General features: G+C 56.3%; 20 protein-coding genes. 5 read left to right on the top strand and 15 right to left on the bottom strand.

Annotated elements, in window-relative coordinates; translation table 11 throughout:
- The first annotated feature begins 41 nt into the window (after window positions 1-41).
- On the top strand, window positions 42-758 hold the full coding sequence (locus EXW94_RS16595) for a GntR family transcriptional regulator (RefSeq protein ID WP_174340563.1): 717 nt from the start codon (window positions 42-44) through the stop codon (window positions 756-758).
- An 83-nt stretch (window positions 759-841) separates the two neighbouring features.
- On the opposite strand, the gene sucD is transcribed toward EXW94_RS16595, so the two are convergent.
- From sucD to sdhC, 8 genes are all read right to left on the bottom strand, one after another.
- A complete protein-coding gene (sucD, locus tag EXW94_RS16590) occupies window positions 842-1,711 on the bottom strand; it encodes a succinate--CoA ligase subunit alpha (RefSeq protein ID WP_008501094.1) in 870 nt (289 codons plus the stop codon).
- Window positions 1,711-2,877: an ADP-forming succinate--CoA ligase subunit beta gene (gene sucC / locus EXW94_RS16585; RefSeq protein WP_047347067.1), complete on the bottom strand. Its 1,167-nt coding sequence runs from the start codon at window positions 2,875-2,877 to the stop codon at window positions 1,711-1,713. The genes sucD and sucC overlap by 1 nt, the downstream gene beginning before the upstream one ends.
- A 117-nt stretch (window positions 2,878-2,994) precedes the next feature.
- Window positions 2,995-4,215, bottom strand: a complete 1,221-nt coding sequence (odhB, locus tag EXW94_RS16580) for a 2-oxoglutarate dehydrogenase complex dihydrolipoyllysine-residue succinyltransferase (RefSeq protein WP_089598913.1) — start codon at window positions 4,213-4,215, stop codon at window positions 2,995-2,997.
- Window positions 4,216-4,229: 14 nt separating this feature from the next.
- Window positions 4,230-7,037, bottom strand: a complete 2,808-nt coding sequence (gene sucA / locus EXW94_RS16575) for a 2-oxoglutarate dehydrogenase E1 component (protein WP_089598912.1) — start codon at window positions 7,035-7,037, stop codon at window positions 4,230-4,232.
- A 238-nt stretch (window positions 7,038-7,275) separates the two neighbouring features.
- Window positions 7,276-7,992: a succinate dehydrogenase iron-sulfur subunit SdhB gene (gene sdhB / locus EXW94_RS16570; RefSeq protein WP_010428707.1), complete on the bottom strand. Its 717-nt coding sequence runs from the start codon at window positions 7,990-7,992 to the stop codon at window positions 7,276-7,278.
- 15 nt (window positions 7,993-8,007) lie between these two features.
- Window positions 8,008-9,774: a succinate dehydrogenase flavoprotein subunit gene (gene sdhA / locus EXW94_RS16565; protein ID WP_089598911.1), complete on the bottom strand. Its 1,767-nt coding sequence runs from the start codon at window positions 9,772-9,774 to the stop codon at window positions 8,008-8,010.
- On the bottom strand, window positions 9,774-10,121 hold the full coding sequence (sdhD, locus tag EXW94_RS16560) for a succinate dehydrogenase membrane anchor subunit (protein WP_010428702.1): 348 nt from the start codon (window positions 10,119-10,121) through the stop codon (window positions 9,774-9,776). Before sdhD ends, sdhA begins: the two co-directional genes overlap by 1 nt.
- Window positions 10,115-10,519, bottom strand: coding sequence for a succinate dehydrogenase cytochrome b556 subunit (sdhC, locus tag EXW94_RS16555; protein ID WP_020684965.1), 405 nt, complete (start codon window positions 10,517-10,519; stop codon window positions 10,115-10,117). Before sdhC ends, sdhD begins: the two co-directional genes overlap by 7 nt.
- Before the next feature lie 639 nt (window positions 10,520-11,158).
- Between sdhC and EXW94_RS16550 the strand changes: the two genes are divergently transcribed.
- Window positions 11,159-12,442, top strand: coding sequence for a citrate synthase (locus EXW94_RS16550; RefSeq protein WP_126815562.1), 1,284 nt, complete (start codon window positions 11,159-11,161; stop codon window positions 12,440-12,442).
- A gap of 84 nt (window positions 12,443-12,526) precedes the next feature.
- Here EXW94_RS16550 and nei read toward each other — a convergent pair whose 3' ends face one another.
- The 7 genes from nei to EXW94_RS16515 all read right to left on the bottom strand — a co-directional run bounded on the left by nei (window position 12,527) and on the right by EXW94_RS16515 (window position 18,632).
- Window positions 12,527-13,318 (bottom strand): endonuclease VIII, encoded by a 792-nt coding sequence (gene nei, locus EXW94_RS16545; protein ID WP_174340562.1) that lies wholly within the window; start codon window positions 13,316-13,318, stop codon window positions 12,527-12,529.
- Window positions 13,319-13,336: 18 nt separating this feature from the next.
- A complete protein-coding gene (gene pxpA, locus EXW94_RS16540; RefSeq protein ID WP_174340561.1) occupies window positions 13,337-14,077 on the bottom strand; it encodes a 5-oxoprolinase subunit PxpA in 741 nt (246 codons plus the stop codon).
- Window positions 14,064-14,996 (bottom strand): 5-oxoprolinase subunit PxpC, encoded by a 933-nt coding sequence (gene pxpC / locus EXW94_RS16535; protein ID WP_108415868.1) that lies wholly within the window; start codon window positions 14,994-14,996, stop codon window positions 14,064-14,066. The genes pxpA and pxpC overlap by 14 nt, the downstream gene beginning before the upstream one ends.
- Window positions 14,990-15,646, bottom strand: a complete 657-nt coding sequence (gene pxpB / locus EXW94_RS16530; protein WP_100165275.1) for a 5-oxoprolinase subunit PxpB — start codon at window positions 15,644-15,646, stop codon at window positions 14,990-14,992. Before pxpB ends, pxpC begins: the two co-directional genes overlap by 7 nt.
- A gap of 14 nt (window positions 15,647-15,660) precedes the next feature.
- Window positions 15,661-16,404 carry a type 2 GTP cyclohydrolase I gene (locus EXW94_RS16525; RefSeq protein ID WP_174340560.1) on the bottom strand — a complete coding sequence of 248 codons (744 nt, stop codon included), beginning with the start codon at window positions 16,402-16,404 and terminating at the stop codon, window positions 15,661-15,663.
- Window positions 16,405-16,414: 10 nt separating this feature from the next.
- Window positions 16,415-17,827 (bottom strand): deoxyribodipyrimidine photo-lyase, encoded by a 1,413-nt coding sequence (gene phrB, locus EXW94_RS16520; RefSeq protein WP_174340559.1) that lies wholly within the window; start codon window positions 17,825-17,827, stop codon window positions 16,415-16,417.
- A gap of 598 nt (window positions 17,828-18,425) precedes the next feature.
- On the bottom strand, window positions 18,426-18,632 hold the full coding sequence (locus tag EXW94_RS16515; RefSeq protein ID WP_003858637.1) for a YbfA family protein: 207 nt from the start codon (window positions 18,630-18,632) through the stop codon (window positions 18,426-18,428).
- A 309-nt stretch (window positions 18,633-18,941) separates the two neighbouring features.
- On the opposite strand from EXW94_RS16515, the gene kdpF reads away from it, so the two are divergent.
- Genes kdpF through kdpB form a run of 3 tightly spaced genes read left to right on the top strand, consistent with a single transcriptional unit; the run spans window position 18,942 to window position 22,777 of the window.
- On the top strand, window positions 18,942-19,031 hold the full coding sequence (kdpF, locus tag EXW94_RS28280) for a K(+)-transporting ATPase subunit F (RefSeq protein WP_014069365.1): 90 nt from the start codon (window positions 18,942-18,944) through the stop codon (window positions 19,029-19,031).
- A complete protein-coding gene (gene kdpA / locus EXW94_RS16505; RefSeq protein WP_174340558.1) occupies window positions 19,031-20,710 on the top strand; it encodes a potassium-transporting ATPase subunit KdpA in 1,680 nt (559 codons plus the stop codon). The genes kdpF and kdpA overlap by 1 nt, the downstream gene beginning before the upstream one ends.
- An 18-nt stretch (window positions 20,711-20,728) precedes the next feature.
- A complete protein-coding gene (gene kdpB / locus EXW94_RS16500) occupies window positions 20,729-22,777 on the top strand; it encodes a potassium-transporting ATPase subunit KdpB (protein ID WP_010428671.1) in 2,049 nt (682 codons plus the stop codon).
- Window positions 22,778-22,779: the final 2 nt, after the last annotated feature.

Below are 22,779 nucleotides of genomic sequence, written 5' to 3'. Positions count from 1 at the left end.
AAGGCATAATTCCGTGAAAAGGTATTAGAAAGGCAAATTCTATGGGTAACAAACCGATGTACCGGCAGATAGCCGATGCGCTTCGCGAGAAAATCAATGCGGGCGAGTTAAAACCTGGCGATGCGTTACCGACGGAATCCAGCCTTCAGGAGGCGTTCAACGTGAGCCGTGTAACGGTGAGGCAGGCGCTGAAGCTGCTGACGGAGGAGCAGATCGTCGAGAGCATCCAGGGCAGCGGCACCTACGTAAAAGAAGAGCGTGTTAACTACGACATCTACCAGCTCACCGGCTTTTACGAAAAGCTGGCGGACCGCAACGTGGATACGCACAGCGACGTCAGCGTCTTCGAAGTGGTGAAAGCCGATGAGAGACTCGCAGCAAGGCTGACGATCAACCCGGACGATAAAGTCTGGCACGTCAAACGCGTCCGCTTTATCAAACAAAAACCGGTGAATCTGGAAGAAACGTGGATGCCGCTGGCGATGTTCCCCGACCTCACATGGGAAGTGATGGAGAATTCGAAATACCACTACGTTGAGCAGATCAAAAAGCTGGTTATCGATCGCAGCGAGCAGGAGCTGGTGCCGATCATGCCGTCAGAAGAGGCGATTGCCGCACTGTCGCTCGATCCGGCAAAGCCGATCCTGGAAAAAGTCTCGCGCGGGTTTCTGAAGGACGGACGGGTATTTGAATACAGCTGCAACGTGTTCAATACCGACGATTACAAGTTCACTCTCGTTGCCAAACGCAGGCAATAAAAAAGGCCGCTTTACAGCGGCCAACCATGTCGAAACGGACATTTTTTTATTTCAACGCGCCCCATCCAGGGCGCAGAGAGGACTTACTTAATGATGGATTTCAGTGCTTCGCCGATATCCGCCAGGCTGCGAACGGTCTTCACGCCCGCGGCTTCCAACGCTGCGAATTTCTCATCAGCCGTACCTTTACCACCAGCGATGATCGCGCCTGCGTGACCCATACGCTTGCCTTTCGGCGCGGTCACACCTGCGATATAGCCCACAACCGGCTTGGTCACGTGCTCTTTGATGTAAGCAGCCGCTTCTTCTTCCGCGCTACCGCCGATCTCACCGATCATCACGATCGCTTCGGTCTGTGGATCTTCCTGGAACAGCTTCAGGATGTCGATGAAGTTAGAACCCGGGATCGGGTCACCGCCGATGCCCACACAGGTGGACTGGCCGAAACCGTAATCGGTAGTCTGCTTAACCGCTTCATAGGTCAGCGTACCGGAACGGGAAACGATGCCCACTTTGCCCGGCTTATGAATGTGACCCGGCATGATGCCGATTTTGCATTCGCCCGGGGTGATCACGCCTGGGCAGTTCGGGCCGATCATGCGCACGCCTGCTTCATCCAGCTTCACCTTCACGGTCAGCATATCCAGCGTCGGGATACCTTCGGTGATGGTGATGATCAGTTTGATGCCTGCGTCGATCGCTTCCAGAATGGAGTCTTTGCAGAACGGCGCTGGAACGTAGATCACGGTCGCGGTTGCGCCCGTCGCTTCTACCGCTTCACGCACGGTGTTGAACACCGGCAGGCCCAGGTGCGTGGTGCCGCCTTTGCCTGGAGTTACGCCGCCAACCATCTGCGTACCGTAGGCAATCGCCTGTTCGGAGTGGAATGTCCCCTGGCTACCGGTGAAGCCCTGGCAGATAACCTTGGTATCTTTATTAATTAAAACTGACATTATTTCCCCTCCACTGCGGCAACAACCTGCTGAGCTGCATCCGTCAGACTTTTCGCTGCAATAATATTCAGGCCGCTGTCAGCCAGTTTTTTCGCGCCGAGTTCAGCGTTGTTACCTTCCAGACGCACAACAACCGGTACGTTAACACCCACTTCTTCTACCGCACCGATGATGCCGTCGGCAATCAGGTCGCAACGCACGATGCCGCCGAAGATGTTAACCAGAACCGCCTTCACGTTATCGTCAGAGAGGATGATTTTGAACGCTTCGGTTACGCGCTCTTTGGTTGCGCCACCGCCCACGTCGAGGAAGTTTGCTGGCTCACCGCCGTGCAGCTTAACGATGTCCATGGTGCCCATTGCCAGGCCCGCACCGTTAACCATGCAGCCGATGTTGCCATCCAGCGCGACGTAGTTCAGCTCCCACTGTGCAGCCTGTGCTTCACGCGGATCTTCCTGAGACTGGTCGCGCATTTCACGCAGATCGGACTGGCGGAACAGCGCGTTGCCGTCAGCGCCCAGCTTGCCGTCGAGGCAGATCAGGTCGCCCTGGGTGGTGATCACCAGCGGGTTGATCTCGATCAGCGCCAGATCGCGCTCCAGGAAAATGTTCGCCAGACCCATGAAGATCTTGGTGAACTGCTGAACCAGCTTGCCTTCCAGGCCCAGTTTGAACGCCAGCTCGCGACCCTGGTAAGGCATTGGGCCCGCCAGCGGATCGATAGCCACTTTGTGGATCAGGTGCGGGGTTTCTTCCGCCACTTTTTCGATTTCCACGCCGCCTTCGGTAGACGCCATGAACACTACGCGACGGGAGCTACGGTCAACAACCGCGCCCAGGTACAGCTCTTTCGCGATGTCGGTCGCCGCTTCAACCAGGATCTGGTTAACCGGCTGGCCGTTTGCATCTGTCTGGTAGGTCACCAGACGTTTGCCGAGCCAATGTTCAGCAAACGCACGAATTTCTTCTTTGCTCTTAACAACCTTCACACCGCCCGCTTTACCACGGCCACCAGCGTGAACCTGACACTTAACTACCCACGGGCCGGCACCGATTTTAGATGCGGCTTCTTCTGCTTCACGCGGGGTAGTACAGGCATAACCCACCGGAGCCGGTAAGCCATACCGGGCAAACAGCTGTTTGGCCTGATATTCATGTAAGTTCATGTGTTCTATCCATCCTTCAGGGTAATCGTTATCTTCAAACCTGTAGACCGGCGCGGTGTGTGTGCCGGATGGCGCTACGCTTATCCGGCCTACAGGGCAGGTGACGCTAAAACGTTACTAGACGTCCAGCAGCAGACGCGTTGGATCTTCCAGCAGCTCTTTAATCGCTACCAGGAAGCCCACGGACTCGCGGCCGTCGATCAGGCGGTGGTCGTAAGACAGTGCCAGGTACATCATCGGCAGAATCTCAACTTTACCGTCTACCGCCATAGGGCGATCTTTAATGGCATGCATACCCAGGATCGCGCTCTGCGGCGGGTTAATGATCGGGGTAGACATCAGCGAACCAAATACGCCGCCGTTGGTAATGGTGAAGTTACCGCCGGTCAGATCGTCTACGGTCAGCTTGCCGTCGCGGCCTTTCACAGCCAGCTCTTTGATGTTTTTCTCAATATCAGCCATGCCCAGGGTATCTACGTCACGCAGAACCGGGGTCACCAGGCCACGCGGGGTAGAAACCGCCATGCTGACGTCGAAGTAGTTGTGGTAAACCACGTCATCGCCGTCAATAGACGCGTTCACTTCCGGGTAGCGTTTCAGCGCTTCAACCACCGCCTTCACGTAGAAGGACATAAAGCCCAGACGGATACCATGACGTTTTTCAAACGCGTCACCGTACTGCTTACGCAGGTCCATGATTGGCTTCATGTTCACTTCGTTGAAGGTGGTCAGCATCGCGGTGGAGTTTTTCGCTTCCAGCAGACGCTCGGCTACACGCTTACGCAGGCGAGTCATCGGCACGCGTTTTTCGCTGCGTGCGCCCAGAGCAGGCTGCGCTGCCGGTGCTGCCGCAGGGGCTTTGGCTTCTGCTTTCGCAGGCGCTTTCGCCAGGTGCTTTTCGATATCTTCGCGCGTCAGACGGCCACCCACACCGGTGCCTTTAATGGCTGCCGCGTCCAGGTTGTGCTCAGCCAGCAGACGACGGATCGCCGGGCTCAGTGCGTCGTTGGTTTGCTCTTCCAGAGACGCCTGCTGGCGCTGCGCTGGGGTAGAGGCTTTCTCATCAGACTTGGCGCTGGACTCTTTGCCCGCGCTGTTGCCTTCACGCAGGCGACCCAGGATCTGACGAGAGGTGACGGTGGTACCTTCATCTTCCAGCACCGCGTCCAGAACGCCATCCGCCGAAGCCGGTACTTCCAGTACCACTTTGTCAGTTTCGATTTCTACCAGCACTTCATCGCGCTTAACGGCATCGCCCGGTTTTTTGTGCCAGGTGGCGACGGTCGCATCTGCTACGGATTCAGGCAGGTCGGGAACAAGAATATCTACGCTACTCATTATGTATCCTTTAATTAATCGACGTTCAGCGCGTCATTGACCAGATCTTGCTGCTGCTTCTGGTGAACGGACATATACCCTACCGCCGGAGAGGCGGAGGCCGGGCGACCTGCATAACGCAGAGCAGACCCAAATGGAATCACTTCACGGAAATGATGCTGGCTGCAGTACCATGCGCCCTGGTTAAGCGGCTCTTCCTGGCACCAGACAAAATCATGTACGTGAGCGTACTGTTTCAGCACGTCCTGCATCGCCTGATGCGGGAACGGATAAAGCTGCTCGATACGCACGATGGCGACATCTTTCTGATCGTTCTTGCGGCGCTGTTCCAGCAGGTCGTAATAAACCTTACCAGAACACATCACGACACGCTTCACGCCCTTCGGATCCAGTTCGTCAATCTCGCCGATGGCTGGCAGGAAGGTGCCGTTGGCCAGTTCATCCAGGCTTGAAACAGCCAGCGGATGACGCAGCAGAGATTTTGGTGACATCACCACCAGCGGACGGCGCATACCGCGCAGCGCCTGACGACGCAGCATGTGGTACACCTGAGCCGGGGTGGACGGCACGCAGACCTGCATGTTCTGCTCGGCGCAGAGCTGCAGATAACGTTCCAGACGCGCGGAAGAGTGCTCCGGACCCTGTCCTTCATAACCGTGCGGCAGCAGCATCACCAGACCACACATGCGGCCCCACTTCTGCTCGCCGGAGGAGATGAACTGGTCGATAACCACCTGCGCACCGTTGGCAAAGTCACCGAACTGCGCTTCCCAAATGGTCAGGGTGCGAGGTTCTGCGGTGGCGTAGCCGTATTCGAAGGCCAGTACCGCTTCTTCAGAGAGCACGGAGTCCCAGACCTTGAACTGGCCCTGACCGTTGTGCACGTGCTGCAGCGGGGTGTAAGTTGAACCGTTGGACTGGTTGTGAACCACCGCGTGACGGTGGAAGAAGGTACCACGGCCCGCATCTTCACCGGACAGACGAACAGGAATACCTTCGTCAACCAGGGTCGCATAGGCCAGGGTTTCTGCACCGCCCCAGTCGAACAGCTTCTCGCCTGCCGCCATGGCCTGACGGTCACCGTAGATTTTCGCTACGCGAGACTGCATTTCGATAGCGTCCGGTACGGTGCTGATGCGTTTAGCCAGCTCCTGCAGGCGCTTCATCTCGACCTTGTTCGGGTAGCTCTCATCCCACTCGTGGTTGAGGTACGGCGACCAGGTAAAGGAGTGCATGTTCATCGGACGCAGTTCTTTCACTACGCATTCACCCGCATCCAGCGCGTCGCGGTAAAGATTGACCAGCTCGGTCGCATCTTCCAGCGTCGCCACTTTGTCCGCTTCCAGCTTGTCAGCATAGATTTTGCGCGGGGTCGGGTGTTTTTTGATTTTCTGGTACATCAACGGCTGGGTTGCACTTGGCTCATCAGCTTCGTTGTGGCCGTGACGGCGGTAGCAGAACAGGTCGATCAGCACGTCGCGTTTAAAGGTGTTACGGAAGTCGAGCGCCAGACGGGTGACGAAAGCAACCGCCTCCGGGTCATCCGCATTCACGTGGAAGATTGGCGCCTGCACCATCTTACCGATGTCGGTGCAGTATGGAGTAGAACGCGCGTCCAGCGGGTTAGAGGTGGTGAAGCCCACCTGGTTGTTGATCACGATGCGAACGGTACCGCCCACTTCGTAACCACGCGCTTTCGACATGTTCAGGGTTTCCTGAACCACGCCCTGACCGGTAATCGCCGCATCACCATGAATGGTGATTGGCAGAACTTTGTTGCTGCTCGGCTCGTCCAGACGATCCAGACGCGCACGCACGGAACCGATCACCACCGGGCTAACGATTTCAAGGTGCGACGGGTTAAACGCCAGCGCCAGGTGAACCAGACCGCCTTCGGTTTCGATATCAGACGAGAAGCCCATGTGGTACTTCACGTCGCCGGTGCCGAGGTGTTCTTTGTGTTTGCCCGCGAACTCGTCGAACAGATCCTGCGGCTTTTTACCCAGCACGTTAACCAGCACGTTCAGACGACCGCGGTGCGCCATGCCCAGTACCACTTCACGGGTACCGCTGTTGCCCGCGTGGCGAATCAGCTCTTTCAGCATTGGCACTAACGCGTCACCGCCTTCCAGCGAGAAGCGTTTTGCACCCGGGAATTTCGCGCCCAGATAGCGCTCAAGGCCTTCTGCTGCAGTCAGTTCGCTGAGGAAACGTTTTTTCTCGTCAGCGGAGAATGTCGCGTGGCCCGCCACGGATTCGATACGCTGCTGGATCCAGCGTTTCTCTTCTGTAGAGGTGATGTGCATGTATTCCGCACCGATGGAGCCGCAGTAGGTTTGCTTGAGCGCGTTAATCAGTTCGCCCAGCTTCATCGTGTCTTTGCCGATGGCAAAGGAACCTACGTTAAAGCTTTCCTGGAAATCGGCCTCGGTCAGATCGTGATACGCCGGATCGAGATCGGCCACACGTTCCTGCTGCCACAGTCCCAGCGGATCGAGATTCGCATGCTGGTGACCGCGGAAGCGATAAGCGTTGATGAGCTGCAGGACTTTAACCTGCTTCGCATTGGTGTCAGGGTCGGAAATCGCAGAAGAGTAACGTGAGGCATCCTTCGCCAGACGGCGGAAATAATCACGTGTTTTGGAGTGGAATTGATCCGGTTTGACTCCCGTGCCAGGCAACTCCTGGAACATGGAACGCCAGTTTGCGTCCACTGAGTCAGGATCGGTTAAGAAGTCTTCATAGAGCTGTTCAATCCAGCTCTGGTTCGCACCAGAAAGGAAAGAAGAGTCCAGCCAGGCTTTCATTGCGCCGTTCTGCATCGTGATCCCTTAAGCATTTTTATGCTTACTTTCGCCGTAGAAACTACCACGCACACCACGTGTACGTGCCGGGGTTCACCTGCGAGCTCTTTTCATTTGGCCCGCGAAGGAACCTTTAGAAACTGTCTAGACTTCAGGGCAGTTTTTAAAGGTTTCTGCAATTTGCCCGGTGGCGCTACGCTTACCGGGCCTACTGTTACGTAGGCCGGATAAGCGCAGCGCCATCCGGCGTTTTTACTTACGCACTGCGCTGCAGCAGCATCGACTTAATATGGCCGATGGCGCGCGTCGGGTTCAGCCCCTTAGGACACACACTGACGCAGTTCATGATGCTATGGCAGCGGAATACGCTGAAAGCGTCACTCAGTCCTTCCAGACGGTTATCGGTTTCGGTGTCGCGGCTATCGATCAGGAAGCGATAGGCAGCCAGCAGACCGGCCGGGCCGATAAACTTGTCCGGGTTCCACCAGAACGACGGGCAGGACGTAGAACAACATGCGCAGAGAATACACTCGTACAGCCCATCGAGTTTTTCACGCTGCTCAGGAGACTGTAAATGCTCGCGAGCCGGTGGATTTTGCCCATTATTCAATAAGTAAGGCTTAATCTTCTCATATTGTGCATAGAATTGCCCCATGTCTACCACCAAATCACGCACGACCGGCAGACCTGGCAGAGGACGGATAACAATTTTCTGACCAGGACGCTGCAACGCTGAAATTGGCGTAATGCAGGCCAGACCATTTTTGCCGTTCATGTTCACACCGTCAGAGCCACAGACCCCTTCACGGCAGGAGCGGCGGAACGACAGCGTTGGATCTTTTTCTTTCAGCTGCATTAAGGCATCCAGCAGCATCATGTCGCGACCTTCTTCCGCTTCCAGGGTGTAATCCTGCATACGCGGAGCGTCGTCTACATCCGGGTTATAACGATAAACTGAGAATTCGAGTTTCATTATCCTGTCTCCGCATTAGTAAGTACGAATCTTCGGCGGGAACGCCGGACGCAGTTTCGGTTCCATGTTCACGCTACGACGCGTCATGGATTCCGACTCTGGCAGATACAGGGAATGGCACAGCCAGTTTTCGTCATCACGATCCGGGAAGTCGAAGCGGCTATGCGCGCCACGGCTTTCGGTACGGAAGTTTGCCGACACCGCAGTGGCGTAAGCGGTTTCCATCAGGTTATCCAGCTCCAGGCACTCTACGCGCTGGGTGTTGAACTCGCTTGAGGTATCGTCCAGACGGGCATTTTTCAGACGCTCGCGGATCGCTTTCAGCTGTTCAAGGCCTTTGGCCATCGCGTCACCTTCGCGGAATACCGAGAAGTTATGCTGCATGCATTCCTGCAGCGCTTTACGGATTTCCACCGGATCTTCGCCGTTACGGTTACCGTTCCAGCGGTTGAGGCGCGCAAGAGAGGCATCAATTTCGTCATCGGTCGCATCGCGCAGTGCGCCCTGCTCGGCAATGGATTCCTGCAGATGCAGACCCACTGCACGACCAAACACCACCAGGTCCAGCAGGGAGTTGCCGCCCAGACGGTTTGCGCCGTGTACGGATACGCAGGCAATTTCGCCTACCGCGAACAGGCCAGGAATAACCACGTCTTCGCCCTGCTCGTTCACGGTCAGCGCCTGACCGGTCACTTTGGTCGGAATACCGCCCATCATGTAGTGGCAGGTCGGGATAACCGGAATCGGCTCTTTCACCGGATCGACGTGTGCGAAGGTGCGGGACAGTTCCAGGATGCCCGGCAGACGGGATTCCAGCACCTCTTTACCCAGATGGTCGAGTTTCAGCTTCGCGTGTGGACCCCATGGGCCGTCACAGCCGCGGCCTTCACGGATTTCGATCATGATGGAACGCGCCACCACGTCACGACCCGCCAGGTCTTTCGCATTCGGGGCATAACGCTCCATGAAGCGCTCGCCGTGCTTGTTCAACAGGTAACCGCCTTCACCACGGCAGCCTTCTGTTACCAGAACGCCTGCACCGGCGATACCGGTCGGGTGGAACTGCCACATTTCCATATCCTGCACCGGCACGCCCGCGCGGATAGCCATACCGACACCGTCACCGGTGTTGATGTGGGCGTTGGTGGTGGACTGATAAATACGGCCTGCGCCGCCGGTCGCCAGCACGGTAGCGCGGGCTTTGAAGTAAACCACTTCACCGGTTTCGATGCACAGCGCGGTACAACCGACGATTGCGCCATCGGCGTTTTTCACCAGATCCAGCGCATACCACTCGGAGAAAATTGTGGTGTGGTTTTTCAGGTTCTGCTGATACAGAGTGTGCAGCAGTGCGTGACCGGTACGGTCAGCCGCTGCCGCAGTACGTGCCGCCTGCTCGCCGCCGAAATCTTTCGACTGGCCGCCAAACGGACGTTGATAGATGGTGCCATTTTCCAGACGGGAGAACGGCAGACCCATGTGGTCCAGCTCCAGAATCGCTTCCGGGCCGGTTTTACACATATATTCGATGGCGTCCTGGTCACCGATGTAATCGGAACCTTTTACCGTGTCGTACATGTGCCATTCCCAGTTATCTTCATGGGTATTACCCAGCGCAACGGTGATACCGCCCTGAGCAGACACGGTGTGCGAACGGGTTGGGAACACTTTAGAGAGCAGCGCACAGGTTTGGCCGCTCTGGGAAATTTGCAGTGCAGCACGCATACCTGCGCCACCCGCACCAATCACTACAGCATCAAATTCTCTGACTGGCAGTTTCATTACACACCCCACACCACAACGAATCCATAAATAACGTAAACCACCAGGGCAACAACAATAACCAGCTGCAGAGGAAGGCGAATCGCCAGTGGTTTAACGTAATCGGTCAACACCTGCCACATGCCAATCCAGGCATGAATAAGGATGGAGAACAGCGCCAGCAGGGTGAACACTTTGGTGAAGGCAGATCCGAAGAACCCGCTCCAGATTTCCCACGTAAGCGTGCCGCTGGTCGCGAAGAAACCGATCATATAGATGATGTAAAGGGTGAGAACGATGGCGGTAGCACGGACCAGGATGAAGTCATGTACGCCGTTGCGTCCTAATGCGGAGGCGTTGCTTACCATACGAGAACTCCTGCGAGAAGTGAAAGCACGACAGTGATCACAAATGAAATGTTAGCGGAGCGTTTCCCGGCTTCGAAAGTCTCTTCCAGGTAGCCAAAGTCCATCAGCATATGGCGAACACCCACCACAACGTGGTACGCCAGCGCGGTCAGAATGCCCCACATGATAAATTTCACGAAGAAGCTGTTCATGATGGCAGAGGCCTGGAGGAATCCTTCAGGAGAAGAGAGGCTGGTTCCCAGTAACCACAGCAGAATACCGACCGCCACAAACGTAATCACACCGGATACACGGTGCAGAATGGACGCTATTGCTGTTACAGGGAACCGGATCGTTTTGAGATCCAGATTGACAGGTCTTTGTTTTTTCACATTTCTTATCATGAATAACGCCCACATGCTGTTCTTATTGTTTCCTTCCTCCGGACTGCGATGCGGGTCAAGCAGCGTTCCTTTTCTATAACTGCGCGTCATGCAAAACATTGCTTCCAAATGCTAAAACGACACGTTACAACGCTGGGTGGCTCGGGATTGCAGGGTGTTCCGGAGACCTGGCGGCAGTATAGGCCGTTCACAAAATCATTACAATTAACCTACATACAGTTTGTCGGGTTTTCTCTGGAACAGTGATCAGAGTCACGATAACAACATCTTTTTAATTTTTAATCATCTGATTTGACAAATGTTAAACAATATTGTTACAAACGTCAGCAGAAAAGGCATATAATGCGCAAAAGTTATGAGGTCTCACTTTCACCTGACAAATAGTTATGTAACAGTGTGATGGTATTGACCGAAGTTATCAGGACAGTTATTAGTGGTATACAGGTTTGAATAATTCGGACTGCAAAAACGCTGATTTGCTGTTGTTTCACTGATATTTCATTCGTTTACCTGCAAGGCGCCATAGCTCTGTACCCTGGTTTGTCCTCGTGAGCTGAGCGGTAAGCCAAATAACAATCTGGTAACGGTGATTAACAGCTGAAAGCAAATCCGGTAAAGCGCAGTCTTAAGCATAAGGCGCTAAGGAGACCGTAAATGGCTGATACAAAGGCAAAGCTCACCCTGGGTGGTGACACTGCTATTGAACTGGATGTGCTAAAAGGCACGCTCGGTCAGGATGTTATTGATATCCGTACGCTGGGTTCCAAAGGAGTTTTCACCTTTGACCCTGGATTTACCTCTACCGCATCTTGCGAATCCAAAATCACCTACATTGACGGTGACGAAGGTATCCTGCTCCATCGCGGCTTCCCCATCGATCAGTTAGCCACCGAATCCAACTATCTGGAAGTGTGCTACATCCTGCTGAACGGCGAAAAACCGACGCAGGCGCAGTACGAGGAATTCAAAACCACCGTGACCCGTCACACCATGATCCATGAGCAGATTACCCGTCTGTTCCATGCGTTCCGTCGTGACTCTCACCCGATGGCGGTGATGTGCGGGATTACCGGTGCGCTGGCGGCGTTCTACCACGACTCCCTTGACGTGAATAACCCACGTCACCGCGATATTGCGGCGTTCCGCCTGCTGTCCAAAATGCCTACCATGGCGGCGATGTGCTACAAATACTCCATCGGCCAGCCGTTTGTGTATCCGCGCAACGACCTCTCCTACGCGGGTAACTTCCTGCGCATGATGTTCTCCACGCCGTGCGAAGAGTACGAAGTGAACCCGGTGCTGGAACGCGCGATGGACCGTATTCTGATCCTGCACGCTGACCACGAACAAAACGCTTCGACCTCCACCGTCCGTACCGCAGGCTCTTCAGGCGCGAACCCGTTCGCCTGTATCGCTGCGGGCATCGCCTCCCTGTGGGGACCGGCGCACGGCGGCGCGAACGAAGCGGCGCTGAAGATGCTGGAAGAGATCAGCACCGTTGAGCACATTCCTGAGTTCGTGCGTCGCGCGAAAGACAAGAATGACTCCTTCCGCCTGATGGGCTTCGGTCACCGTGTTTACAAAAACTACGACCCGCGCGCGACCGTCATGCGTGAGACCTGCCATGAAGTGCTGAAAGAGCTGGGTACCAAAGATGACCTGCTGGAAGTGGCGATGGAGCTGGAACACATCGCGCTGAACGACCCGTACTTCATCGAGAAGAAACTCTACCCGAACGTCGATTTCTACTCTGGCATTATTCTGAAAGCGATGGGTATTCCGTCTTCCATGTTCACCGTAATCTTCGCCATGGCCCGTACCGTAGGCTGGATTGCGCACTGGAACGAAATGCACAGCGAAGGCATGAAAATCGCCCGTCCTCGTCAGCTGTATACCGGCTACGAGCAGCGTGATTTTAAGTCTGATATTAAGCGCTAATAAACACGCCCGGCGGCGCTTCGCTTGCCGGGCCTACAAGTGCGAAATGTAGGCCGGGTAAGGCGTAGCCGCCACCCGGCTTTTTTACGTCTGGCACTCGGGACACCAGTAAAACGGTCGTGAAGAGAGCGTGGTTCTCTCAATAATGCCACCACACCTTTCGCACTTTTTCCCCGCCCGATGAAACACCTTAAAGCGGAACAGCGCCCCGTGATGCGTGTTGTCATCCACCACGCCGCGCGTGTTGTACGACAGTCGCGGAATATCCAGTAGCGCGTGGGATAACGCCTCCAGCTGTTCATCGCTTAACTGAGACGCTTTATGCTGCGCCGCCAGCCCCACTTCCCACAGAATTTCCACCCGCAAATAGTTACCTAGCCCTGCCAGGAACGCCTGATCGAGCAATAACCCGGAAAATTGCCGGTTGCGGAATTTGGGGGATAACAAGCGGGTTTTAACATCGTTTGCCGTCAGGCGCATGTCCAGCACGTCCGGCCCGACCCGCTGTAAGAACGGGTGAGTGAGCAGTTGCTCCGGCGTTAACATTTCGATATCCGACGCGCTGTAAAGCAGGATTGCCTTATCCGCCGTTTGCAGCCTGACGCGCAGTACGCGGGTGGTTTGCGGCTGCTCATCCGCCTCCACCACGCGCCAGACGCCGTACAGCTGGTTATGGCTATATAACGTCAGGTTATGGGAAAAGTGCGTAAGCAAGGCCTTGCCGCGCGTTTCAATATGGGTCACCGTCTGCCCCACCAGCTGTGATTCAAACGGTTTAAGCTGAGGAAAAGCAAACCACACATTCGTCAACGGTTTGCCCTTTATCGCCGCCTCCAGGCTATCCGCCGCGCGGCGGATCTCCGGACCTTCTGGCATGTTATTGTCCTTTCATGATTATTCTGCGCTGACCAGAATGCCCTCTTCAGAGAACGCCGCCCGTAAGCGGCGCGCGAACTGGAGCGCATGCTCGCCGTCGCCGTGTAAACACACCGTATCGGCCTGAACGTTGGCTAATGTTCCGTCCACGGCGGTCACCCGCCCGGCGCACACCATCTCCAGCGTCTGCGCCAGCGCTTTACCTTCATCGGTTATCAGCGCCCCGGCCTGCGTGCGCGGGACCAGACTGCCATCGGGCTGATAGCCGCGGTCGGCAAAGACTTCCTGACGCGTAGTCAGCCCCAGCCGCTTCCCGGCGCGAATCAGCTCGCTACCGGCCAAACCTACAAGGATAAGCTGCGGATTACTGTCCCGCACCGCGCGGGCAATCGCCTCCGCCAGCGCCGGATCTTTCGCCGCCTGATTGTAGAGCATGCCGTGCGGCTTTACGTGGCACATCACACCGTTCTCCGCACGCACCATCGCCTCCAGCGCGCCGATCTGGTAGAGCACCTGAGCGTAGACCGTCTCCGGCGGGAGATCCATCGCCGTGCGGCCAAAGTTTTCCCGATCGGGGAAGCTGGGATGTGCGCCAATCGCCACGCCGTTTTTGATGGCATTACGCACGCTCTCCAGCATGGTTTGCGCATCGCCCGCGTGAAAGCCACAGGCGATGTTGACCGAGGTGACCAGCGTCATCAGCGCCGCATCGGCGCTGCCGCCCTCTCCCAGATCGGCGTTTAAATCAATCTTTACCATCAAGCCTCCACGCCAGCTGTTCGAGATAACGCTGCTGATCCTGCCGCGCCTTGAGCGCCTCCTCCAGCGAACACTGCACGAAGTGAATCGGCTGCCCGAGAGGGATTTGCGCCAGATGGTAGCGATCGGCTTCAATGATGCAGGCAATTCGCGGGTATCCGCCCGTGGTTTGCGCATCGTTCATTAACACGATGGGCTGACCGTTGCCCGGCACCTGAATGACCCCCGGCAATAACCCATGGGAGAGCAGTTCCCGGTCCGTCGTGCGGGTCAGCGGCTGCCCCTGCAGGCGGTAACCCATACGGTTGCTCTGCGGGCTGAGCTTCCACGGCGAGCGCCAGAAGGACTCTTTGGAAGCCTCGTCAAACTCGTGATATTCCGGCCCCGGTAAGGCGCGGATCTGGTTTCCCCACAGCAGCTGCTTTACGCCCTGCGTGGTCGAGAAATGGCGCGCGGAGGGCTTGATTGCCAGCCGGTCGCCGTCGCGCAGCAGACGCCCTTCATGCCCGCCGATGCCCGCCTTCTGATCGGTACTGGATGAGCCCAGCACCTCCGGCACGTCAATGCCGCCAGCCACCGCGAGATAGCTACGCACACCGTGTAGCGGTCGCTTGAGCGTCAGACGCTGTCCGGCTTTCGCCCGCAGCCGCCAGCCGGTCCACACCGCTTTACCATCCAGCGTGGCCTCACAGCCTGCGCCGGTTAAGGCAAACCAGGTCTCCTGGCCAAACTCAATCACACACTGGCCGAGCGTAATTTCGAGCGCGGCCGTACTGCCGGGGTTGCCCACCAGCACGTTAGCAATCTCCAGTGCAGGCCTGTCCAGCGCACCACAATAGCTCACGCCGGACTGACGCAGGCCAAAGCGGCCTGCATCCTGCACAGAGGTGTAAAGCCCTGCGCGAATAAGCGTTAACATACCCCCTCCTTTTGCGGGATAAAGCGAAGGGTATCGCCGGGACGCAGGAGTATGGGCGTCTCCCGTCCAGGTTCAAATAACGGCGTAGCCGTGTGCCCAATAAGCTGCCAGCCGCCAGGCGATGCCAGCGGATAAACGCCGGTTTGCTCGCCGCCGATAGCCACCGTCCCCGCCGGTACGCTCAGGCGCGGTTCGGCACGACGCGGCGTATGCAGCTGAGGAGACAATCCGCCCAGATACGGGAAGCCGGGCTGAAATCCCAGGAACCAGACCACGTAGTTAACCGAACTGTGCAACTCAACCACCTGCTTTTCTGTTAATCCGCAGTGCGCTGCCACAACGCCAAGATCCGGCCCCCCTGTGCCGCCATAGACGACCGGGATCTCAATGGCACGCGATTCCGGCTCCAGCGCTTCGCTCTCTTCCCACCAGCGCTGCAGGCGTTCGATGGCATCCAGTGCTTTCGTGTGCGGGTTGCGCAGCACGACGGTGATATTGTTCATGCCCGGAATGGTTTCAACCACTTCAGGTATATCGGCCAGACGCTGCGTCAGCCGCCAGATACGCTTTTGCGTGGCAAGCGTGACCGGAGGTTCAAGCTCCAGTACGACGGCGGTTTCACCCAAAAGATAACAACGCGCTCTCTGCACTCGGGCACCTCTCATCAGGCCGGATTGGGGATATCAATAAAGGTCATATCCAGATCGGTATTTTCCGTCAGCCACTCGCTGAGGGCGCGAATGCCGCCTCGTTCGGTTGCATGGTGACCTGCCGCGTAAAAATGGAGCCCCTGCTCGCGGGCGGAGTGAACCGTCTGCTCAGACACTTCCCCGGTGATAAAGGCATCGACGCCGAAACGCGCGGCGCTATCGATAAAGCCCTGCCCGCCCCCGGTGCACCAGGCTACACGCTTCACGGTATCTGGCCCCGTGTCGCCACACCACAGCGGACGACGTCCGAGGCGCGCTTCGATCCACGACGCCAGCTCGAGACCCGGAACAGGCATAGCCAGTTCGCCCCACGGCACCAGCGGTTCGATTTCCCCCATCACGGTAATACCCAGCAATTGCGCTAACTGCACGTTGTTACCCAGTTCCGGGTGCGCATCCAGCGGCAGGTGATAACCGTACAGGTTGATGTCATTTGCCAGCAATGTTTTCAGGCGGTTGCGCTTCATGCCGCGAATAATGGGGGATTCGTTCTTCCAGAAATAACCGTGGTGAACGATGACCGCATCGGCTTCCTGACGCACGGCTTCATCCAGCAGCGCCTGGCTTGCCGTCACGCCGGTGATAATTTTCTGCACCGTTTCGCGTCCTTCCACCTGCAGGCCGTTCGGGCCGTAGTCGCTGAAGGAGGCGCTGTTCAGTTTTTCGTTAATCAGGCTTTCCAGTTCGCTGTTTTTCATCATCACTCTCTCATACTTTGCGCGCGGCTTCGTACGCCGCCAGCGTGGCGACGCGTGCCTGTTTGTGGTCGACAACCGGACGGGGATAATCGAGCTTTACGCCCTGTTTATCCGCCCATGCCCATGGGTCGTGGATCGCTTTCGCGGGGACAACGTTAAGTTCAGGTACCCACTGGCGGATAAACTCGCCGTCCGCATCAAATTTTTGTCCCTGCGTCGTCGGATTAAAAATCCGAAAATAGGGCGCCGCATCGGTGCCGGTGGAGGCCGCCCACTGCCAGCCACCGTTATTCGCCGCGAGATCGCCATCGATCAGCTGAGAAATAAAATAGCGCTCTCCGATACGCCAGTCGATAAGCAGATCTTTCACCAGAAAGCTGGCGGTAATCATCCGCAGGCGGTTGTGCATCCATCCGGTTTCATTGAGCTGACGCATGGCGGCATCGACAATGGGGAAACCCGTCTGTCCGGATTGCCAGGCTCTGAGCTGCTTATCATTCGACTGCCACCTTACATTATCAGTCCATTTAATGAATGGGCGATGTTTACATAAATCAGGGTGATACGTCATCAGGTGGCGATAGAACTCGCGCCAGATAAGTTCATTGAGCCAGACAGCCCCTGCGCCACCGTCCAGCGCCTGCGGCTGTTCTGCCAGCAGGCGATGCAAACACTGGCGGGGAGAGATCGCACCCAGCGCGAGACAGGCCGACAGACGGCTGGTGCCTTCAACGGCGGGGAAATCCCGACGCGCTTCGTAATCAGCCGCATTCTGTTTACAGAACTGCCGGAGTTGGGCAATAGCCGCTTTCTCATCGGCGGGAAACAGCGTTTCATCAAACGCCTGCTGAGGGTAATCAAACGTCAGCTCTGGCAAATCCGTCACGGGCTCGCCCCGCGCGGCAGGCGCGGCAACGCACTCCGGCAGCGCCTCCTTCAGGCGTTTGATAAAGGCGTTTTTAAACGGCGTAAAAACTTTATACATCTCGTGGTTGCCGGTCATCACGCTGCCCGGTGCCAGCATCACGCTGTCGTCAAACCCTTCACAGACGACCCCTTCCAGCACGTTCTCCAGCTGACGATCCCGCTGCTGCTCGTTGAATTCATACTGGTAGTTATAAAAAAGATGCCTGACGTCATACTGCTTACAGATCTCCTGCAGCGTCTGGAGCTGCGCAGCAAAATCACTCACCTCTTTATAGAGAAGCGGTATGCCTTTTCCGGCAAGCGAGTGCTGCAGATCGTTCAGATACGCCCGGAGCAAGGCCGCCTGTCGGGGGGCCATATCGTGCTGCCGCCACTGCTCGGGCGTAGCCATAAACAGTGCCAGTACGTTAGCGTCTTTGGCGCGGCAGGCTGCCGCAAGGGCGATATTGTCATGTACGCGCAGGTCCGCGCGAAACCAAACCAGATGGGTGGGCATAAAACTCCAGGCAATTGTCCATTATGTCCGTAAGGGCATGCCGTAAAAGGAAAAAGCATGCATTGAACTACTTTGCCATGAAGTGTAGACGGGATGAAATAAAAAAGGCCGCCCGAGGCGGCCTTAACGCTACTTGTCCTGCGCTATCGTGGTAAATGCAATAAACGCGGTCGGCTCATCACTTTTCACAACGAGTACGCTGGCGACAATGAACGCGATGCAAAAATAGCGTTTCATTATGCGGTCCCTGCAGCTAACCGCTCCACCGTTCACCACCGGTGATAAGTCGGTGGACACAAGCCCGGGTAGGCGGGCTGCTTTACGGATGTGAATACACCTTTCCCAGGACCGATGCCCATTTGCGAGATGGCGGAAAGGGACGCAGCATCATAATTAACATCCGCTGGAAAGGTAAGATACTCAAATAAAATTAGGATTTTATAAAGGCTTCGAGGGATTGCCATCTGCTTGCAGGAGGGTATGATAAAAATCCCGGGTAGGGGCTGCAAGACCACCCAACGGACCGCGAATCCCGAGGGACAAAAAAACCGCCACATTGCTGTAGGCGGTTTTTTTATTGCTGTGTGTAGTCTTCGTATCAGTAGAAATCGCAGGTCGCTTTCTCGGCCTGATCCATCCACACCGGCTTCTCGCTGGTTTTCGCCCAGACGCGGTGCAGATAGCTATAAAAACGTGCACGATCTTTCCAGAACAGCATTACCGGCAGTGCCAGCACGCCAGCCACTACGGCGAAAGTGCGACGCATGAAAATGATATGAGCCGGAAACTCTTTATAAAGATCCATATTTTTCTCCCCTATAGTTGGCCGGAAACGTCATCCGGAAAATTCAAAATCTGTGACCTGGCTAAAATAATATCGCTTTGTTTGTAATTTTACTACTCATCCGACCACTTATTTTTATCCATTTAGTGAATATTTACATTCACACCGTAATTAAGTTACAAAAAAGTTAACGATTTACTTATCAATAGTTAAATTATGGGTATCTCCATTTTTATACTTTTTTTACACCCTCCCGCCTGATTTTTGCGAAATCTTTGCGCCGTAAATCCTACCTTTAGCACAAATACAAATGTCACCCGGAGGTGGATTGTGAGTGCAGGTTTGATTGCCGGCATTGTGCTGGTGTTCCTGTTATTGGGTTATCTGGTCTACGCCCTGATTAATGCGGAGGCCTTCTGATGGCTGCTCAGGCGTTTTTGCTTATCGCCAGCTTTTTACTGGTGTTGTTCGTACTGGCAAGGCCATTGGGAACAGGACTGGCACGGCTGATCAACAACGTCCCCTTGCCCGGCACGGGAAGCGTTGAAAAAGGGATTTGGCGCGTACTGGGAATAGACGATCGGGAGATGAACTGGCGTCAGTATCTGATGGCCATTTTGCTGCTAAACATCGTCGGGCTGGTTGTTCTCTTCGCCATGCTGATGCTGCAGGGGAGCCTGCCGCTTAATCCGCAGCAGCTGCCGGGCCTGTCCTGGCATCTGGCGTTGAACACAGCGATAAGCTTTGTAACCAACACGAACTGGCAATCCTATGCCGGTGAAACCACGCTCAGCTATTTCAGTCAGATGGCTGGCTTAACCGTGCAAAACTTCCTCTCTGCGGCAAGCGGGATAGCGGTGATCTTCGCCCTGACGCGTGCATTTGCCCGTCAGAACATTGGCACGTTGGGCAATGCCTGGGTCGATCTGACGCGCATAACCCTGTGGGTGCTGGTGCCTGTGGCACTGTTGATTGCGCTGTTCTTTATCCAGCAAGGATCCCTGCAAAACGTGCTGCCTTATGCCCCATATACCTCACTGGAAGGCGCAAAAGAACTCCTGCCTATGGGGCCAGTGGCCTCGCAGGAAGCGATTAAAATGCTTGGCACTAACGGCGGCGGGTTCTTCAATGCCAACTCATCGCATCCCTTTGAAAACCCAACGGCGCTGACCAACATGGTGCAAATGCTGGCGATCTTCCTGATCCCCGCCGCGCTGTGTTTTGCCTTTGGCGATGTGGTTAACGATCGCCGTCAGGGGCGCACCCTGCTGTGGGCAATGTCGCTAATCTTCGTGGTTTGCGTGGCGCTGGTGATGTGGGCCGAATGGAACGGTAACAGCCACTTCATGCAGTTGGGCGCCAACAGCAACATCAATATGGAAGGCAAAGAGAGCCGCTTTGGCATTCTCGCCAGCAGCCTGTATGCGATGGTCACCACGGCGGCGTCGTGCGGGGCGGTTAACGCCATGCACGACTCCTTTACCGCACTCGGCGGCATGATCCCAATGTGGCTTATGCAAATTGGCGAAGTGGTCTTTGGGGGCGTCGGCTCCGGGCTGTACGGCATGCTGCTGTTCGTTCTCCTCGCCGTATTCATCGCCGGTTTGATGATTGGCCGTACTCCGGAATATCTGGGAAAAAAAATCGACGTCCGCGAGATGAAATTAACCGCCCTGGCGATTCTGGTCACCCCTGCCCTCGTTCTGATCGGCACCGCGCTGGCGCTGATGACCGACGCCGGACGCAGCGGCATCTTCAATCCAGGTATTCACGGATTTAGCGAAGTGCTTTATGCCGTCTCGTCTGCCGCCAACAACAACGGCAGCGCCTTTGCAGGCTTAAGCGCTAACTCACCGTTCTGGAACTGTCTGCTGGCGTTTTGCATGTTCGTGGGGCGTTTCGGCGTGATTGTGCCAGTGATGGCGATCGCGGGAGCGCTGGTGAGCAAAAAAATCCAACCGACCACCACCGGTACGTTACCGACACACGGCGCGCTGTTTATCGGCCTGCTGATTGGCACCGTACTGCTGGTCGGTGCCCTGACCTTTATCCCCGCCCTCGCGTTAGGCCCGGTCGCGGAAACCCTCTCTTTACGCTGATTTTGCGGAGAATTTGTCATGAGTCGTAAACAACTGGCCCTGCTCGAACCGACGTTAGTTCGTCAGGCCCTCATGGATGCGGTGAAAAAACTGAGCCCACGCGTGCAGTGGCACAACCCGGTGATGTTTATCGTCTGGATAGGGAGTTTACTCACCACCGCGCTGGCAGTTGCGATGGGTACGGGGCATCTTCCGGGTAATGCACTCTTTACCGGTGCCATCAGCCTGTGGCTGTGGTTTACCGTGCTGTTTGCCAACTTCGCAGAGGCGCTGGCGGAAGGGCGCAGTAAAGCACAGGCTAACAGCCTGAAAGGGGTCAAAAAAACCGCCTTCGCGCGCAAATTACGTGAACCTAAACACGGAGCGCAGATGGACCACGTTCCGGCAGATGAACTGCGTAAAGGCGACGTGGTGCTGGTCGAGGCCGGTGACATCATCCCGTGCGACGGGGAAGTCATTGAAGGCGGCGCATCGGTGGACGAAAGCGCCATCACCGGGGAATCCGCGCCGGTTATTCGTGAGTCTGGCGGTGACTTCGCCTCAGTCACGGGCGGGACGCGCATTCTCTCCGACTGGCTGGTGATCCAGTGCAGCGTTAACCCGGGCGAAACATTCCTTGACCGGATGATCGCCATGGTGGAGGGCGCGCAGCGTCGCAAAACGCCGAACGAGATTGCCCTGACCATTCTGCTGGTCGCCCTGACTATCGTTTTCCTGCTGGCAACCGCGACGCTGTGGCCGTTCTCCGCCTATGGCGGCACGGCGGTCAGCATCACCGTACTGGTGGCGCTGCTGGTATGTCTGATCCCAACCACCATTGGCGGATTGCTGTCCGCTATCGGTGTCGCCGGGATGAGCCGTATGCTGGGCGCGAACGTCATCGCCACCAGCGGACGCGCCGTTGAAGCCGCCGGAGACGTCGACGTACTGCTGCTGGATAAAACCGGGACCATCACCCTCGGCAACCGCCAGGCCTCTGATTTCTTGCCCGCGCCGGGCGTGGATGAAAAAACGCTCGCGGATGCCGCACAGCTCTCCTCTCTGGCCGATGAAACGCCGGAAGGTCGCAGCATCGTGATTCTGGCTAAGCAGCGTTTCAATCTGCGCCAGCGTGACGTGCAAAGCCTGCATGCCACTTTCGTCCCCTTCACCGCGCAGACCCGCATGAGTGGGATTAACATTCAGGACCGAATGATACGTAAAGGCTCCGTTGACGCCATCCGTCGCCATATCGAAGCCAACAACGGCCACTTCCCGCCTGAAGTAGACAAACTGGTCGAAAGCGTTGCCCGACAGGGGGCCACGCCGCTGGTGGTGGCGGAAGGCTCGAACGTGCTGGGCGTGATTGCCCTGAAGGATATCGTTAAGGGCGGCATCAAGGAGCGTTTTGCTCAACTGCGCAAAATGGGCATCAAAACGGTGATGATCACCGGGGATAACCGTCTTACCGCAGCCGCCATTGCCGCCGAAGCGGGCGTGGATGATTTTCTTTCTGAAGCGACGCCGGAAGCGAAGCTGGCGCTGATCCGCCAGTATCAGGCTGAAGGCCGTCTGGTCGCGATGACCGGGGACGGCACCAACGATGCCCCTGCCCTGGCGCAGGCCGACGTGGCGGTGGCGATGAACTCCGGCACGCAGGCGGCAAAAGAGGCGGGCAACATGGTTGACCTCGACTCTAACCCGACCAAGCTGATTGAGGTAGTGCACATCGGTAAACAGATGCTGATGACGCGTGGTTCACTGACCACGTTCAGCATCGCCAACGACGTGGCGAAGTATTTCGCCATCATTCCGGCGGCGTTTGCGGCAACCTATCCACAGTTGAATGCGCTGAACGTGATGCACCTGCACTCCCCGGCATCGGCCATTCTCAGTGCGGTTATCTTTAACGCCCTGATCATTGTCTTTCTTATTCCGCTGGCGCTGAAAGGGGTGAGCTATAAGCCGCTGACGGCGGCCGCCATGCTTCGCCGCAACCTGTGGATTTACGGTCTGGGCGGGCTGGTTGTGCCCTTTATTGGTATTAAGGTTATCGACGTGCTCCTGACGCTGTTCGGGCTGGTCTAAAA

The organism is Enterobacter sp. JMULE2, assembly GCF_013337145.1.
Taxonomy (GTDB): domain Bacteria; phylum Pseudomonadota; class Gammaproteobacteria; order Enterobacterales; family Enterobacteriaceae; genus Enterobacter; species Enterobacter mori.
The sequence above is the reverse complement of the archived record's forward strand: the minus strand, read 5'-3'. Positions and strand labels throughout refer to the sequence as shown.

Coding starts and splice junctions, on each gene's coding strand:
- EXW94_RS16595 (WP_174340563.1), top strand. CDS start 42: ATGGGTAACAAACCGATGTACCGGCAGATAGCCGATGCGCTTCGCGAG.
- sucD (WP_008501094.1), bottom strand. CDS start 1,711: ATGTCAGTTTTAATTAATAAAGATACCAAGGTTATCTGCCAGGGCTTC.
- sucC (WP_047347067.1), bottom strand. CDS start 2,877: ATGAACTTACATGAATATCAGGCCAAACAGCTGTTTGCCCGGTATGGC.
- odhB (WP_089598913.1), bottom strand. CDS start 4,215: ATGAGTAGCGTAGATATTCTTGTTCCCGACCTGCCTGAATCCGTAGCA.
- sucA (WP_089598912.1), bottom strand. CDS start 7,037: ATGCAGAACGGCGCAATGAAAGCCTGGCTGGACTCTTCTTTCCTTTCT.
- sdhB (WP_010428707.1), bottom strand. CDS start 7,992: ATGAAACTCGAATTCTCAGTTTATCGTTATAACCCGGATGTAGACGAC.
- sdhA (WP_089598911.1), bottom strand. CDS start 9,774: ATGAAACTGCCAGTCAGAGAATTTGATGCTGTAGTGATTGGTGCGGGT.
- sdhD (WP_010428702.1), bottom strand. CDS start 10,121: ATGGTAAGCAACGCCTCCGCATTAGGACGCAACGGCGTACATGACTTC.
- sdhC (WP_020684965.1), bottom strand. CDS start 10,519: ATGTGGGCGTTATTCATGATAAGAAATGTGAAAAAACAAAGACCTGTC.
- EXW94_RS16550 (WP_126815562.1), top strand. CDS start 11,159: ATGGCTGATACAAAGGCAAAGCTCACCCTGGGTGGTGACACTGCTATT.
- nei (WP_174340562.1), bottom strand. CDS start 13,318: ATGCCAGAAGGTCCGGAGATCCGCCGCGCGGCGGATAGCCTGGAGGCG.
- pxpA (WP_174340561.1), bottom strand. CDS start 14,077: ATGGTAAAGATTGATTTAAACGCCGATCTGGGAGAGGGCGGCAGCGCC.
- pxpC (WP_108415868.1), bottom strand. CDS start 14,996: ATGTTAACGCTTATTCGCGCAGGGCTTTACACCTCTGTGCAGGATGCA.
- EXW94_RS16525 (WP_174340560.1), bottom strand. CDS start 16,404: ATGAAAAACAGCGAACTGGAAAGCCTGATTAACGAAAAACTGAACAGC.
- phrB (WP_174340559.1), bottom strand. CDS start 17,827: ATGCCCACCCATCTGGTTTGGTTTCGCGCGGACCTGCGCGTACATGAC.
- EXW94_RS16515 (WP_003858637.1), bottom strand. CDS start 18,632: ATGGATCTTTATAAAGAGTTTCCGGCTCATATCATTTTCATGCGTCGC.
- kdpA (WP_174340558.1), top strand. CDS start 19,031: ATGGCTGCTCAGGCGTTTTTGCTTATCGCCAGCTTTTTACTGGTGTTG.
- kdpB (WP_010428671.1), top strand. CDS start 20,729: ATGAGTCGTAAACAACTGGCCCTGCTCGAACCGACGTTAGTTCGTCAG.